This window comes from Sphingobacterium zeae, assembly GCF_030818895.1.
Taxonomy (GTDB): Bacteria; Bacteroidota; Bacteroidia; order Sphingobacteriales; family Sphingobacteriaceae; genus Sphingobacterium; species Sphingobacterium zeae.
This window is the reverse complement of the sequence record NZ_JAUTBA010000001.1, coordinates 4,769,096-4,784,244: the sequence shown is the minus strand read 5'-3', so window position 1 is coordinate 4,784,244 and position 15,149 is coordinate 4,769,096. Positions and strand designations below refer to the sequence as shown.

The 15,149-nt window shown below is 39.1% G+C and carries 10 protein-coding genes; 3 read left to right on the top strand and 7 right to left on the bottom strand.

Features of this window, described 5'->3' with window-relative positions; all coding sequences use genetic code 11:
• The first annotated feature begins 5 nt into the window (after positions 1-5).
• Positions 6-1,325: a RagB/SusD family nutrient uptake outer membrane protein gene (locus tag QE382_RS20030; protein WP_307187480.1), complete on the top strand. Its 1,320-nt coding sequence runs from the start codon at positions 6-8 to the stop codon at positions 1,323-1,325.
• A gap of 74 nt (positions 1,326-1,399) precedes the next feature.
• Positions 1,400-2,125 (top strand): LytR/AlgR family response regulator transcription factor, encoded by a 726-nt coding sequence (locus QE382_RS20025; protein WP_307187479.1) that lies wholly within the window; start codon positions 1,400-1,402, stop codon positions 2,123-2,125.
• 141 nt (positions 2,126-2,266) lie between these two features.
• Here QE382_RS20025 and QE382_RS20020 read toward each other — a convergent pair whose 3' ends face one another.
• The 5 genes from QE382_RS20020 to QE382_RS20000 all read right to left on the bottom strand — a co-directional run bounded on the left by QE382_RS20020 (position 2,267) and on the right by QE382_RS20000 (position 11,593).
• Positions 2,267-3,448, bottom strand: a complete 1,182-nt coding sequence (locus QE382_RS20020) for a PepSY-associated TM helix domain-containing protein (RefSeq protein WP_307187478.1) — start codon at positions 3,446-3,448, stop codon at positions 2,267-2,269.
• Between the two features lies 1 nt (position 3,449).
• The gene (locus QE382_RS20015) at positions 3,450-5,780 is read right to left on the bottom strand and encodes a TonB-dependent receptor (RefSeq protein ID WP_307187477.1); all 2,331 of its coding nucleotides are present in this window, start codon (positions 5,778-5,780) and stop codon (positions 3,450-3,452) included.
• A gap of 419 nt (positions 5,781-6,199) precedes the next feature.
• Entirely contained in the window at positions 6,200-6,625 is a 426-nt protein-coding gene (locus QE382_RS20010; RefSeq protein WP_209576724.1) for a tetratricopeptide repeat protein, read from the bottom strand.
• A gap of 96 nt (positions 6,626-6,721) precedes the next feature.
• A complete protein-coding gene (locus QE382_RS20005; protein WP_307187476.1) occupies positions 6,722-8,269 on the bottom strand; it encodes a SusD/RagB family nutrient-binding outer membrane lipoprotein in 1,548 nt (515 codons plus the stop codon).
• Between the two features lie 141 nt (positions 8,270-8,410).
• Positions 8,411-11,593 (bottom strand): SusC/RagA family TonB-linked outer membrane protein, encoded by a 3,183-nt coding sequence (locus QE382_RS20000; RefSeq protein WP_307187475.1) that lies wholly within the window; start codon positions 11,591-11,593, stop codon positions 8,411-8,413.
• Between the two features lie 427 nt (positions 11,594-12,020).
• On the opposite strand from QE382_RS20000, the gene QE382_RS19995 reads away from it, so the two are divergent.
• Positions 12,021-12,632 carry a zinc ribbon domain-containing protein gene (locus QE382_RS19995; RefSeq protein ID WP_307187474.1) on the top strand — a complete coding sequence of 204 codons (612 nt, stop codon included), beginning with the start codon at positions 12,021-12,023 and terminating at the stop codon, positions 12,630-12,632.
• 620 nt (positions 12,633-13,252) lie between these two features.
• Here the strand turns inward: QE382_RS19995 and QE382_RS19990 are convergent.
• Positions 13,253-14,572, bottom strand: coding sequence for a serine hydrolase domain-containing protein (locus QE382_RS19990; RefSeq protein ID WP_307187473.1), 1,320 nt, complete (start codon positions 14,570-14,572; stop codon positions 13,253-13,255).
• On the bottom strand, positions 14,569-15,126 hold the full coding sequence (locus tag QE382_RS19985; protein WP_307187472.1) for a hypothetical protein: 558 nt from the start codon (positions 15,124-15,126) through the stop codon (positions 14,569-14,571). The genes QE382_RS19990 and QE382_RS19985 overlap by 4 nt, the downstream gene beginning before the upstream one ends.
• Positions 15,127-15,149: the final 23 nt, after the last annotated feature.

Here is a 15,149-nt window from a genome sequence, read left to right as displayed (position 1 = left end):
ATAACATGAAAAAAATAATTTATTTTGGAATGATCATGGCCGCTAGTGCATTGACATCCTGTGATAAATATTTAGATATAAAACCGGTAGGGACTGTCATTCCTGCTTCGGAAAGTGATTTTAGGGGGTTAATGACAAGTAGCTATGCAAACTTTCCTGCACATAAGTCCTATTTGTCCTTGCGTACGGATGAGTTAGTGTTAGATGAAAGTTCGACCGATGCTGCTAGAACCAAAGATATCTATCTTTGGAACGATCAAAACCCTGATCCGACAACGATTCCTTATCCTTACTTGACATTTTATAGCAGTATTTTTTATACCAATCAGGTCATCAGTACTATTGATGATAAGTTGGCTAGCAATCCGACGGTGGATCAGATTAAAGGGGAAGCCTATCTGATGCGCGCCTATTCACATTTTGAGTTATTAAATCTTTACAGTGAGGTCTATTCGGCTAATAATGCAGGGCTTCGCGGTGTCTCTTTGTCAACGAAGATTGACCTGGAACAGCGTTTTGTGCCCACGACCATCGGAGAGTCTTATGCGCAGATCCTAACTGATATGGAGAAGGGGACTAGTTTATTAACAGTGGATGATCAGGTTAAAGGTGCTAATTATCGCTTTAGCAAACGTGCCGCTTATGCAATGGCCGCACGTGTTCGTTTATATCGTGGAGAATGGCAAGCAGCGGTTGATGCGGCAAAAAAGGCACTCACTATAAACGATAAATTGGTTGACTTGAATGTTGGCGGAAGTCAACTTCCGAATGATTTTGAATCTGCCGAGATGATTATGGCCCTGGAAAAAGTGTCTGTTCCTGAAGTTCGCTCGAGCTCATTTATTTCGTTTTCTTTATTGTCTGCATATTCGGATGGTGACTTGAGGAAAGGTCGTTACTTCCAAAAAAGTGGGGGCGATTTTGTATCCCTCAAAGGTGGAGACAACCGTTTTAACGTGAGTTTTAGAAATGCTGAACTTTATTTGACTTTAGCAGAATGTTATGTACGTTTGGGGAATACTGCAGAAGCGTTGAAATACCTATCTGCTTTAAAGAAAAATAGATTCACAGCAGATGCCTGTGCCAAAGAAACTAAGGCTGACGCAAGTTTGTCAACAGCACAGTTGCTGGATGCGGTTTTACTGGAGCGTAAACGTGAACTGGCGCTAGAGGGATTACGTTGGTATGATCTAAAACGGACGACACGCCCTGCGATCACGCACAGTAGTTTCGGTAGAACGGTAACCTTACAGCAGAATGATCCTCGTTATGTCATTCGTTATCCACAGGAAGCGATCAATAATAATCCCGATCTGTTGAAATAATTGATTTTTTTAAATCCTATATATATTAATCCATTTTCTTTTTAAGGAAATGGATTTTTTATTACATTCAACCCATGGGATGGAAAATACTGATTGTCGAAGACGAAGACTGGGCTTTTATAGGCTTGAAAGAGATGTTGACTGCGCTCTATGGAGAAAGTGAACTAACCTTTACAAATGCAAAAGAGGTTCAGGAAGCGGTGACGACGATCAATAGACATCAATTCGACCTGATTTTTATGGATATTCACCTCATGGATGGGCTGAGCTTTGAAATTTTTAAGCAGGTATCTATCGATGTACCACTGATTTTTACGACTGCTTACGAACAATATGCATTGGAGGCCTTCCAAAATAAGGGTTATGCCTATCTGTTAAAACCTTACGATAGCGACGAGTTGGCGGAGGTCATGAAACGTATCGAACCGCTACTACCCAACGTAGAACCTCGGCTCAAACAGCGTTTTCTAGTGAAATACGGTAATTTTTTAAAGTCGCTGGCCATTGCTGATATTGCGTATTTTATGGCAGAAGACAAAGAGCTGTATGCCGTAGAAAAAGGATCGGGAATTGCATACATTATTGAAGATACCATTACACATCTCGTTTCACAGGTGGATCCTACAGTTTTCTTTCAGATCAATCGGAAATTCCTTGTTCGGATAGATGCCATCCAGTCCATGTTAAAGATTAGTCGAAATCGAATCAAATTAGAGCTAATGCCTTCAACCCCAGAAGGAATTGTCGTCATTGTTAGTGAGGAACGGTCCCCGAAGTTTCAAAAATGGCTTGATCAATAATGGTGATTTGGATCAATTTAGCTTACTACCCGATATATTCATTCGAAACGAGCTGTTGATTCCGATAAGTATGTTGGGTTAACTTTTCCACATAATGTTAATAACGTTGTTGAAAACCTGTTTATAAGAAAAATACATTTATTAACAGTATTTATTAACATTTTGTTGATAACCTTTCTTTCTCTTCTTTTTGCTTTTGTTCATCCAGATGATATATCCGGTAATCGGCAACGACGCACAACACAAACTACCTAGGCATGCAATGATTTTTGTTGAGATGTTACCTATGCTACCTGTGTGGATATCATAATTAAGGGCGCCCAACTTATCACCGTAGTGTAGTTGTTCGCTAGACTTGATTTCGTATAGATTATTGCCTCTTCTGTCAAAATAGAGCCAATCAAACACCCCGCTTCGTTTTTCATCATGGCGTACCTGAATATCCATTCCTGTTTGCGTATCTTTTTTCAATCGTATAGACATCATTTCAGCGGTGGGATAATTTGTCAGTGCATACCGCAACGCATTGTCCTGAAACTGATTTTCTGCCGTAGGTAATGGCACAGGTGAAATGCGCCCAGAAGATGCAGTTGTCGACTGCAATACATTGAATGTTGCGATGTATGATTTTTTAAAGCCGGGGAAAGCAAAGGCGAGTCCAGTTATGGCAAAAATCAATCCTATGAATAGGCTATAAAAACCGATGACATTGTGCAGATCGTGGTTGAGTCGTTTCCATTTAACTTTGGTATCAATCCAAAAACTTCGCTTGAGATTCTTGCCTTTCCATTTTTTTGGCCACCAAAGAACGATGCCACTCAGTAGGATAATAATAAAGATGGCGGTTGACCAGGCGACGATAGGATGGCCAAATCGCTTACCCAAAAGTAGGTTAAGGTGAAGCTGAAGTGTCAGCTGAAAGAATTCTGTTTTTGAATTTTCAACGTGTTGTACTTGCCCGCTGTATGGGTTGACGAATACGCGTTTATAGTATTTGTAATAATTCCAGTGACCAAATGCGTTTTCGTCAGTTTTTACAGCACGAAACACCCAAGTACGGTTCTTGGTTGGATAAAGGTCAACTCGCGTAATTTTCTCATCCGTTGGAAGGCTTTTCTGTGCATTGTGAAGAAGCGTGCTTAAAGGAAGTGGAATGGTTGGATGGCCGGTGGTGCCGGAGATAAAATATTTTTCAGGATAAGCCACTAGTTTGAGCTCATCCTGAAAGGTGTATATACAGCCTGTCAGGCTTAGGATGGTGACGACAACACCGGTAATGATTCCGAGCCATTTATGCAACCAAAGGGTGACAGTTTTAAACATATCAAAATTTATAGTTGATGTTAAACGAAGCCAACATCCCTTGTCCTTTTACATACTCTTCATTTAGGGCACGGTATTGACTAACCACAGGATAATAGTTTTTATTAAATAAGTTCTCTATTCCCATACCAATAGACCATTGTTTATTGATATGGTAGTTACTATTTAAATTAAATACATCAACAGGTTTGACCGGTCCCTCGCTGTTTTTGTATATTCCTTTTTCGTTGGGAAGGAATCTGTCCCGTGACCCTGTATGTACCCAAAAAAGCTGAAAGGTAAGGGGTTGGATTGGCGTGTAGTAAATATATCCCGTTGCTTTTTTGGGAGAAATACGTGAGCCATTGAGGTAGGACTTTGTTCCGTCATCCTTTTTGGATTTCCCTTCTACATAGGCATAAGTTCCGCCAATGGTCAATTGCTGTGAAATGTTAGCGCTTAATGCAACTTCATATCCATATACATCCTCTGGCAGGCGTTGGGGCATCAGGTAACCACCGATATCAACAAGTTCGACTCCCATTTTAGATGTACTGTAGTAGTAGGCGGCGGATAGTTGGAAAATACTATAATTACTTGAAAATCCTATTTCATAATTGTTGGTAATGATCGGATCAGTTTTTAGGCTGTCTAGGTCATTATCTGTTGCTCTGCGGACGATACGACCCAGTTCGTTAATCGCGAAACCCTGTGAGAAACTAATGAAGGGGTTAAAAATTGCATATTTGTTATAACGTAAGCCTGCATTGAAGGTTGCTCCTTTGTAAGGGATCTTTCCACCCTTTACAGCAATACTTCCCTCGTTGTTGGGACCCGTAGCAATGGTATTGAAGTCCTTGATTTTTACGGTTGCATTTTCATAGCGTACACCGCCTTTAAAGATTAAATTTTCTAGGAAATCAATCTTAACTTGGGCGTATGGAGCAATGTTTAACATATTCATATAGGGGATATAAACCCTTCCATCAGTCAGATTCTGATCTGTCACATCATTTAATAAGTCTATACCATAGGTAATGTCCGCATTGGATCCCAATAGCTGAAATGGCGTGTTGAGATTAACGCGTAATCCTTTTTTCTCCGAATTGATTTGTGTTTGTCCCGGACCATACCATGCAGAAGCTTTCTCGACATAACGATTCATGGAGCGAAACGTATTGTAGTACGCTGATGCCGTTAAAGATGTGGAGGCAAAGAGATTGTTTTTGTTGTAGGTCAGCATGGCATTGTGGTTGTAGGGAGTTCCAGCCGGTTTACCTGGATCTTCGCCTTTTACTCCTATCGTAGGAGTCTGTCCATATATACCTGCCTGGCTGATGTATCTGTTGTGTTGATTGCTTCTGTAGAAGTTGTACACTGCCGTTATATTAGAATTACTATCGATGCGGTAACCAGCCTTTAAGAATGCGTTGTATTGATAGGTGTTCGAAAGACCGTCAGTCTGACCAAGGGGGACACCGTCGCCGTCGCGTTGCAGTCCAACGTAATCGGCGGATCCACTGACGGTATAATTCCATTTATTTTTTTGTCCGTAAAATGTCTGTCCTAGACGATATCCCATCGTGCCTGAACTATGGACGGGGTTGAACGTTGTTCGCAAACTTGTGATTCCTTGGATAGGAGTCGCGTCTTTTGATGGACTGCGTGTAATGTAATTGATAATACCACCAGCAGATCCATTGCCATATATTGATGTGGCACCTTTGATAACTTCAACCCGCTCAATAACACTCGGATCGATGGTCCGCAGATCGCGTTGTCCATTCATCAAGGGGGTGGATTGTGGAATTCCATCAATCAATACCAATACAGATCGTCCACGGAGGGTCTGGCCGGAGTTGGTTGCTTTGTTTGTCGCAGTTCCAAGTCCAGGAATGGTATTACCTAAAATAGCGGAAAGATTGGTGCTGATTTGGCTTTGGGCTTCAATTTCTTTTGTGGTCAAGATCGTTACTGAAGAAGGAACTGTGGAGATGCTTTCCGCTTTACGTCCTGCTGTTACAATGATCTCATCTAAAACTTGGGTAGAATTAAGCTGAATGATTAAGGGGTGTTGAACGGTATCTAAATTCACCATTTTTTCAACCGGAGAGAAGCCTGTATAGGATACCCGTAATTGAATAGTATTGCTTAAACTTTTTTTTGCAAAATTGAATTGCCCAAATTGATTGGAATATCCTACGCTCTTTCCATCAACTTTGATATTCGCTTGCCTTAATGGTTTATTTTCTCGGTCTTTTACAACAAGGGATATTTCTTGTGCATTTAGCTTAGCACTTAGAAGCAAAAAGATTCCACAATTGAACATCATATAGCGTGTTCTATTCTTCATGGTAATTTATTTAGATCAAATATAAATTAATGTGCAAATATAGTTATTTTATAATTGTGACAACATCAATGTGCTCTTTTTTTGATTTTTTTAGTGGTTATTGTTGGATTTTAAGGCTAATTTAGTAGCCAATGCACTGCTGTCTGCTATCAAATTAGATCATTATTTTTTGCAAAAATAATCTGTTCGCTAGATTTACTTTGATCAGGCGATGTGTGAGATTTTACTTATTCTAAAGGTAACGAAATTGGCATCGGGACCATTGAAGCAGGACCTCTCGAGAACGAGATTATTAACGATAAAGTGAAACAAAGCAGAAAGGCCAAAAATACTAAGCTGTATTTGCTGTCGACGCTGCAGTTATGGCATCTGGTGTGCCGATGAAAGGTGAAGAAGCCATCGATTTAGATTGATAATTATCAATCTAAATCGATATTATTACTTAAGAATGTAAGGTACTTGGGGGATTCATCCTCGAAAATATCTTTTCCTTCCATCATATAAGCCCGGAGGAGATATTCCTGAGCCAGCTCACTATTATTGTCGTGTAGGTAGCATTGTCCTAACCGCAACATAATAAACGGATTTTCGTAAGCATTTTCGATGATATTTTGTTTTGCTTTTTCAAAATGGGAGAGCGCATTGGTAAAGTCGTCGAGTAAGAAAAAAGCATCTCCTATCGAGGCTTCGAGCCAGAGGCTTTCTGCGTGAACATTTTGCGGACTTGGTACCAAATCAAGTGCTTCGGTCCACAAGCGGATCGCTTCCTGATAGTTGCCTTCGTCACATTGAATGTTTCCTTCTTCGCTGAGTTGGTCTATTCTGTCTAATGTTTGATCATCCATGGCATTTAAATCGTTAAAGTCCTATACTAAGGTAAGAAATAAAATAACAAAAAACACCTGAAGCATATGCGTCAGGTGTAAGTAAAAATGTTGAGTTTATTTATTCCACCATAATTTGGTGCTGATTACGTCATCCCCCTGTCGGGCAAGTGCAGTTTGATAATTTGTTTTATTAGTACTTTGCTCCTTCAACGGATACACTAGGCGGCTAGGTATTGTATTTCCAACCTCTGGAGTAAAATTATATGTAACTGGTTTACCTTCTACTGTTCCACTCCATGTAATGTCACCTTTTTTGATTAGAAATAATGGATAACCGGTTCTTCTAATTTCGGACCAAGATTCAATACTTTGGTTAAAAAGTGCGAGGTATTTTTGAGAAAGTACATTTTCCATATTTGCAGCGGGAAGTTTACCCAAATAGGTTGCAATTTCATTAGCAGGCACCGACCATTTTTCAAGAGAAGCTCGAACCCCCTTCTCGTAATTTTCCTGATCCCAGTTGTTGTTTTCCGCTAAAATAAAAGAAACTTCCGCGTATTCTAAAAGTACTTCTCCATAATCTGCGGCGTTGATAATTTCACTAGGTAATGATATTTTGTCAACGGGAAATAGATTTCCTGCGGCGAGGGGAAGACCATACGGTTGCCCGAAATAAGCATTTCCTGAGCTTGTTGGTTTAGCAAATTTTGAAAGACGCGGATCTACAATTTTAAAGGGACCACGGCTACCCTGTAAAGTTTCAATGAGGACATTGGAAATGGCAAAATCTTTTCGATTGGCTGTTACTGTTGCTCTAAACAATGGTGCTTCATTTGGTGACGTTTTGGAGTATTTAAATACCGCGTTGTCGATGTTGGAGGTAAAAACACCTTTTTTAATGGCATCGGCGATATGTGTTATTGCCAAAGTTGCGTCTTTGCTTTTGATACGATTAGCAACACGTAGACGTAACGAATTGGCGAATTTCGCCCAGCTGCTATTTGATCCTTTATATATAATATCGGCTGTTCCGAAAGTCGTAGCTGTTGGATATTTGGCTAATGTGTCAGCGGCCTGCTGTAATTCATTGAGAATATCTTTGTAGATTTTCTCCTGACTTGCATATTTTGGTGTCAGATTATCTGGATCCTGCTGCAGAGCTTCAAAATCTGCATCTTTATTCCCATAGGATTCGTATGGAATATCTCCAAAAACGTCTGTCAAAGATTGAAAGGCATAGGCTTTGAGTATTCTTGCTATAGCAATTTGATTGGCATTTGTACCAGCAGTTCCCGCAGCAGCAATTGCTTTGGTTGATTCATTTGTATTCAGCTTAATAATTTCATTTAAATTATTGAGGGATTTATACGTTGCTGTCCAATAGTTGTCTGAATAGCTTGTTGGTATCTGATAACGGGATTGATCTGTATAGATGTTTTGACTGAAATATTGCGTAAATAACTGTGCACCTCGTAGGCTGATTTCTTCACTTCGCAATGCGCTGACCATTTGTTTTTCGGCCGTCACTAAGATCGTAGGTGTTGTGACATAAGCCGGTCTATTTGGATCTGTGTTGATATCACTAAACGTGGATTTGGAGCACGAAGTAGCAATAAAGGATAAGCCAATTAATGAAGTATATAATATGTTTGATATTTTCATCTGTGTATATTTATTTATGAGTGCTTGTTTTGATTATTGTCAATGAATCTGTTGCACTTGGTTTATCTTTTAGAGTTGATGAATAATCAGATTTACCCATTCAAAATAGTGTTGGAATAAATCATGATGGGTTTCATTGTTCTAGAATTTAAGATTAACGTTAAAGCCATAAGTAACGGGTAGGGGAATATTACCTCCTTCAATTCCCTGTACGTTACCACCGCTGGATGTAAATTCTGGATCAATGTATTTACTCTTGGTATAAATATTCCAAAGATTACGTCCGTATACATTTAAGCCAATGTTTTTGATGATTTTGGGATTGGTTAATTTGAAATTGTAACCCAGCGTAACTTCTCTTAACTTAATATATGTCGCGTCGAAAATGGAAAATGTTGTTGGGCCGTTATATTCATTGCGCGCCCATTGTTGCGCTGTAATATTAGTGGTATTCTGTTGGATATTACTTACATCATATGAGCCATCACTATGGAAGGCAACATCTCCCTTAACGCCATCAAGAACAACACCAGTTTCACGGATATTATTCGCAGCCGTCTTATCCAAAATACCAGAATACATACCAACTTTATAGGTTTGTGAGAAGAATTTTCCGCCCACACGCCCTGATACTAAGAAGCCAAGACTAAAGTTTTTGTATCGGAAACTATTTTGAATACCGAATGTAAAATCAGGAAGTATAGATCCCAAAGGAACTAACTGTGATGTTTTCATGTAGGTACCATCTGCTTGGACTACGCGCTGTCCGTCCGGAGCATAGACAAAATCGTATCCCAAAAACTGACCATAGGATTCTCCTTCACGTGCAACAAGTTCGACTAAGGAATTGCTTAAACTTAGTGTGTTGACCTGATCGTCCAATTTAATGACTTTATTCTTGTTCTTTGCCCAGTTAATTGTCGCATCCCAAGTAAAATTCTCCTGTTTTACAGGTGTACCGGTTAAGACAATTTCAATACCTTTATTGTTAATTTTTCCGGCATTGAATACTTTTCCGGCATATCCGAAAGACGATGAAACAGGAACTGGCAGGATTTGATTCCTGGAATTGTTATTGTAATAGGTTATATCAAAACCTAAACGATTTTTGAATAATTGTAAATTTAAACCTGTCTCCCAAGAGCTGGTGATTTCGGGTTTCAGATTAGCATTTGGTTTCGTGCTTGGAAGTCCATATGATGCTTGGCCTTCAAAAGATTGCTCGGGCTCGTAAACTTTATACAATTGATAAGGATCGGTGTCATTTCCGACTTGAGCCCATCCAAGACGGATTTTACCAAAGCTGAGCCAATCCAATTTTTTAAATGCATCCAGTTGACTAAAAACAAAACTACCTGTGAGGGATGGATATATAAATGAATTGTTGTTGGTCGGTAATGTAGATGACCAATCATTACGTACTGTTCCGTCTAAGTACAGAAAATCGTTGTATCCCAAAGAAAAGCTTCCATAGATAGATGCAATGCGTCTATGGTATCGGAAGTTGTCAATTTTAACTGAATTGGCATTTTTTAGATTATAGTAATTGGGGATAATCAATCCACCCTGTGTAATTGCATAGTCTTGTTTGCGCTCTTGGTCACGAAGGTTGGCACCAATGTTTCCGATCAAAGAGAATTTGTCCCAGTTTTTCTTGGCAGTAGCTAAAAATTCGTAGTTGTATTCATTTAGTTTATTACTTGCCTCTTCGTATTGAGAAGTACTTCGCGAATAGACTGCAATTCTATCTTGAGATTGGAATGAATAAATGTCTCCGTGCACTTTAGCCCCTATAGTTAGCCAACTGTTTAAGTCATATTGTAAACCGATATTACCATAGAAACGATCTCTATTATCTTCCATATACGATTCGTAGGCAGACCAATAAGGATTATCAATAAATCGGGTCGCCTCGGCGGCAGGTGTATTTTGCCATCCGGTGCGGTTCCAGGCTAGCGGAGTTCCATCTTCACGTTTATAGTTTTCCAATATTTTGTAATCTACTTGTACAGCACCCCATTGGAATGCCTCAAGGATAATGTTTCTATTGGAAGCGCCCGTCCATGGACGACCTACCGATGCATTACGGATATAGTTGAAATTTGAGTTAATCTTCAGTTTACCTAATTGTGTCCCCCCAGAGAAGTTAAACGTATTTCGTCCCAAACTGGAGTTGGGTGTTGTCCCTGTGACATTTTTATTGGTGTAGGAAAAACGATAATTTGTATTTCCGCTGTTGCCTGCTATGGCAAAATTATTGGTGTTGGACACACCTGTCCGAAAGAAATAACTAACATCATTTTTTGGATAAATCCACGGTGAAGGATTTAAATAGTTGGCCTCATCTTCAGGGTTCAGATTATACCATTGAAGCACTGGCGTGCCGTCCAGTTTTGGTCCCCAGCTTTCGTCTGCGGCGTAATCGACTATTTTGTAGTCTGTTCCATTGATGTTTTGCGTTTGAAAGCTTGTGGAATATCCTTGGCCATATAGATGTTGTCTTTTAGGTAATCGAACTATATTTTCAAAATCAACCCCAGTATTTAACGAAATATCCACTTTTTCGCCTTTTGATGCACGTTTTGTAGTGATCAATATAACCCCATTAGCTGCCCTAGAACCATAGAGAGCAGCAGCAGATGGTCCTTTCAACACAGAAATATTTTCAATATCATCTGGGTTGATATCTTGTATCATGTTACCAACGTCTTTACCGGCACTTCCATTGATCGTAGAAGAAGAGTTTAAATCGGTATTATCAATAGGGGTACCATCAATGACATATAACGGTTGGTTGTTACCCGAGATTGAATTAATCCCTCTCAATAAAACATGGGAAGATCCGCCCATATTTCCGCCAGAAGTCGTTACTTGAAGTCCTGCTACTTTTCCAGAAAGCGCACTAAGTGCATTGGTAGGGCGTGTTTGCAGTTCAATAGATTTAACCTCCTGTACAGCGTAACCCAGTGATTTCTTCTCGCGCGAAATACCTAATGCTGTCACAACGACTTCGTCCAACTGAGATGTAGTCGGCACAAGTTGAACTGTGGTAAAGCCTGTCGGATTAGTTTGAACCGTTTTGCTTTCAAAGCCTATATATTGTATATTGATATTTAGCGAGCTGCCAGAAGAAGGTAACTCAAATAGACCATTTGTATCTGTCTGTACTTGTTTTTTACTGGTCGTTTCGGTGACAGTAGCCCCTTGAATAGGATTGTTGTTATTGTCAACTACTTTTCCTTTTATAGTGTTTTGTGCGTATAGTGCGCCAGAACTTAGACAAAGCGCGGCCATTACGACAAAATTTATGTTGTTTTTTGTCATACTAATTATAATAGTGAGTGTATTGTTTGAGATGGGTTATCGGAGATATTTGAATTTACTTGTAAAACATCCCCTTAGGACATTCGTTTTTCAAGGGTATACTGTATATGCTGTTTCATGTGTTAAAAAATGTTAATGCAAATATATAAAATCCACCTGATAACTATACTTTATTTTTAGCTTTTTTGTAATTTTTGAGTCAGAATGATTAAATATAGACGAGCTGATATAGTATGGATAAAAAACGGAAGCTGCTTTTTTGCGGAAAGCTTTCATCTGGACTTTGCAATATGGCGCCTATTAGCACATTGATGGGTAGGTGCGAATCGTAAACGCCGGATTGCGAATTGTAAATCCTTGTATATTATGCTCGGAATTGGGCAGGATTCTTGTATTTCGATTATACAGAATTAAAATGCATCATACTATGATTATTTTTGGCACACGAACCAAGGTATTAACTAACAAATCGCAATCGGCAGTAGGCGACTGTGATTATTGTGGCACGGCTCAGTCTCTCTTTGCCTATAGACAGATTAAGTATTTTCATATTTTTTGGATACCCATATTTCCCTATTCTGCACAGATTATTACGATTTGCAATCATTGCAAAAAGTTGAGCTACCAATCTGAAATTAAGCCACAGACACTTCAATCCCTGTCTTCAGGAACTATCCGTAAAACACCTATCGGTTATTTTATGGGTTTAATGCTAATTGGACTTTTAGTAGCTGCTATTGTTATAGCTGGGATTTCAGCTGCAAAAAAGAAAGAAAAATACCTGAAAGATCCAAAAGTAGGCGATGTGTATGAGGTTTCTTATCCAAAGGATGGTAAAACGATGCGTACACTCTATCGTATAGCCAATTTAACAGCAGATTCAGTGACTTTTGATGTTAACGATTATGAAGCGGATAGCCAAAAGGGTCTGCGCAAATTGAAAGAGCAGTATGCTGATAGTTATGCTGAACAGCGAAAATTGTCACGTTCTGAACTTGAAGAAATGAAAAGAAGGATATCAAATATTGAAAGATTTTAACGAGCATTTTCTTGTTTCTTATTGCTACCTTCGTTGGTACTACTGGCGTATTGGTTTGCTATTTCTTTACCCATCGTTTGCTGTTTTTCTGCCATTTCTCTGCCATTTCTTTGCCTATCCTTTGCTGTTTCTCTGCTATTTCGTTGCTGTTTCTTTGCCTATCCTTTGCTGTTTCGTTACCTATTATTTGGTATTATAGTAATTAGATAGCAACGAAAGACCAAATAGATAGCAACGCTATAGCATAGCTGTTATCAAGGAAACCCAAAGGATATACAACAAGGTTTAAACCAGCGCTCAAATTACCTCATTTGCAAAAGAGAAGGTATTGATTTAATTCCCAAGAATATATCTTGTAGACACGGTTTGGATGTTAAATGAGCTACTTCTTTGTTTTTACAATATTAAATTATGAATATAACCCAGTTATTTTGAATTCCCCGTGTAACAATAATTTCTGTTTAGACAAATCGTGAAATATGAAACTTAAAAAGCAAGATTTAAATAAAATCCTGCTTTTTAGATTGTACAATTTGATGAATAGGGAAGATATGGATAGCAAATGGGGTTATATTCATTAATCAAGTCGTATAGCTACGCGCACTAGCAACAATGTCTCCTTATTTCTTCAAAACAAGTGTATGTCCATTTTGGTAAAGTGTCATTTTGTTTTCGTTGCGCTCGAAAACTATTTTTACACCAAATTGCGGTTGAATCAGCGTGTTTTTATCCTTTGCTTTCAGCTGAAACGACGGTTGACCAATGACCTGTCCGAACACTTTGTTTCCTTCTCGGGTAATATTTATCTGGATTGGAGGCTGTTCGCTTTTATATTCGCCAACAAGACTAGTAATTTCTTCGTCTGTCAATTGTACTTCCGTAAGATCCGGTAGTGGGAAGGACTTTTTATAAAGTTCACCTAAACTGAACTTTAGGATTTCATTATTATTATAATTGTTGGCGTTACTAATGATAGCGACATTATAATTACCATCATCGAAATGCCCAGCTACAGAAGAATAGCCATCGATTCCGCCTGTATGTCCGAAACCCATATGCTCATAGAACGGCAACTGGAATAAGCCAAGTCCATAACCTTGATCTATTTTTTTCATGGCGTCGAGGCTCGCAGCATTGATTATTTTATGGCTGAATAAACCATTGAAAAATTTGTCTAGATCTGTTGGCGTTGACCAAACTGCCCCCGCACCGAGGGGAACCGAGTTGTGGGTGTGTGGTTCAAGGATCCATTCTTGCGTAAATCGATAGGATTCACTAACAGCACCGCTATTATTTTGTGGACGCCCAAATGTGGTCTGTTCCAATTTCAATGGTCCACAGATATACGTTTTCAGGAGCGCAGCGTAATCTTTTTTCCATACTTTTTCTAGGATATATGTCAGTAAAATATAATTTGAATTACTGTATTCATGTTTGCTTCCAGGGGTAAATTCAGCACCACCTTTGATAATGCGTTCAACAAGTTCCTGTTCAATTTGAGGTTGAGTGTTCCATGTCAGGTAATCTTTGTCGTTGGTGACGCTATGAACACCGCTACTATGATTTAACAATTGATGAATTGTGATCTTTTCTGCGTTTGGAATGTTCTTAAAGTATGTTGCTAATGTCTGGTTTAACCGGAGTTTTCCAAGCTCAACTGTTTTCAGAACAAGGGTTGCTGTGAAAGTTTTTGAAATCGACCCTATACCATAGCGGGTATCTATGGTCGCTTTCTTTTTCTGCGCCAGGTCTGCAAATCCAATTGCTTTTTGATAGAGTAATTGATCGCCTTTGCTGATGGCAATACTGCCCATCCATACTTGGTTATTTTCTAATATTGACATCAGACTGTCCATCCGGATAGGACTAAATTGTTGGGCTTTTAAAATAGGGCTGATTAGACTGCCTAATAGCAAGAGCAAAAGTGGGGTTCTTTTCATAATTTATGGTATATAGATTTCTTGATTTTTAGAATAAGCGTTGAAGAATAGTACAGCCCAATGATGATAAATAGAAGAACTGGAATAAAATAATTGCCCAATTGTTCATACCGTATGGCCTCTTCGTGCTGTAGAATAAGTTTTCCGAATATGAAAAACTTATTGGGCGCATAGAAAAAGCCTACTCCCTGTGGATCAACAAACTTGGCCACTACTAAAAATATAGCAATAAGCATCAGGGTATAGGTGGTGTAATAAACCAAATTGACTATCGCTCGTGCAAGCATGATGGGGATCTGCAAGAGGGATGTCGGTTCAGTTGAAGGCGCTACTGCCTGACCTAAGGAGGCTGAAGAGACCATTTCTAAGATAAAGGTCGCAGGTAAACCTAGCTTTTCCAAAATATCTTCGAGCTGCATAGGCGTCGTATCCTGGATTAACTGCTGAGGAAATTGCTGTTGCAACGCCTCAAATATGTGACTATTAATTTCGCATAATATATCCTGACGTTGCTCCAACGCTAATTTTTTGACAAGAGTTGTTGCTATTGACATGTAATTTTTATAAAGCTGAGCCG

Coding starts and splice junctions, on each gene's coding strand:
- QE382_RS20005 (WP_307187476.1), bottom strand. CDS start 8,269: ATGAAAATATCAAACATATTATATACTTCATTAATTGGCTTATCCTTT.
- QE382_RS19990 (WP_307187473.1), bottom strand. CDS start 14,572: ATGAAAAGAACCCCACTTTTGCTCTTGCTATTAGGCAGTCTAATCAGC.
- QE382_RS19985 (WP_307187472.1), bottom strand. CDS start 15,126: ATGTCAATAGCAACAACTCTTGTCAAAAAATTAGCGTTGGAGCAACGT.
- QE382_RS19995 (WP_307187474.1), top strand. CDS start 12,021: ATGATTATTTTTGGCACACGAACCAAGGTATTAACTAACAAATCGCAA.
- QE382_RS20020 (WP_307187478.1), bottom strand. CDS start 3,448: ATGTTTAAAACTGTCACCCTTTGGTTGCATAAATGGCTCGGAATCATT.
- QE382_RS20015 (WP_307187477.1), bottom strand. CDS start 5,780: ATGAAGAATAGAACACGCTATATGATGTTCAATTGTGGAATCTTTTTG.
- QE382_RS20025 (WP_307187479.1), top strand. CDS start 1,400: ATGGGATGGAAAATACTGATTGTCGAAGACGAAGACTGGGCTTTTATA.
- QE382_RS20000 (WP_307187475.1), bottom strand. CDS start 11,593: ATGACAAAAAACAACATAAATTTTGTCGTAATGGCCGCGCTTTGTCTA.
- QE382_RS20030 (WP_307187480.1), top strand. CDS start 6: ATGAAAAAAATAATTTATTTTGGAATGATCATGGCCGCTAGTGCATTG.
- QE382_RS20010 (WP_209576724.1), bottom strand. CDS start 6,625: ATGGATGATCAAACATTAGACAGAATAGACCAACTCAGCGAAGAAGGA.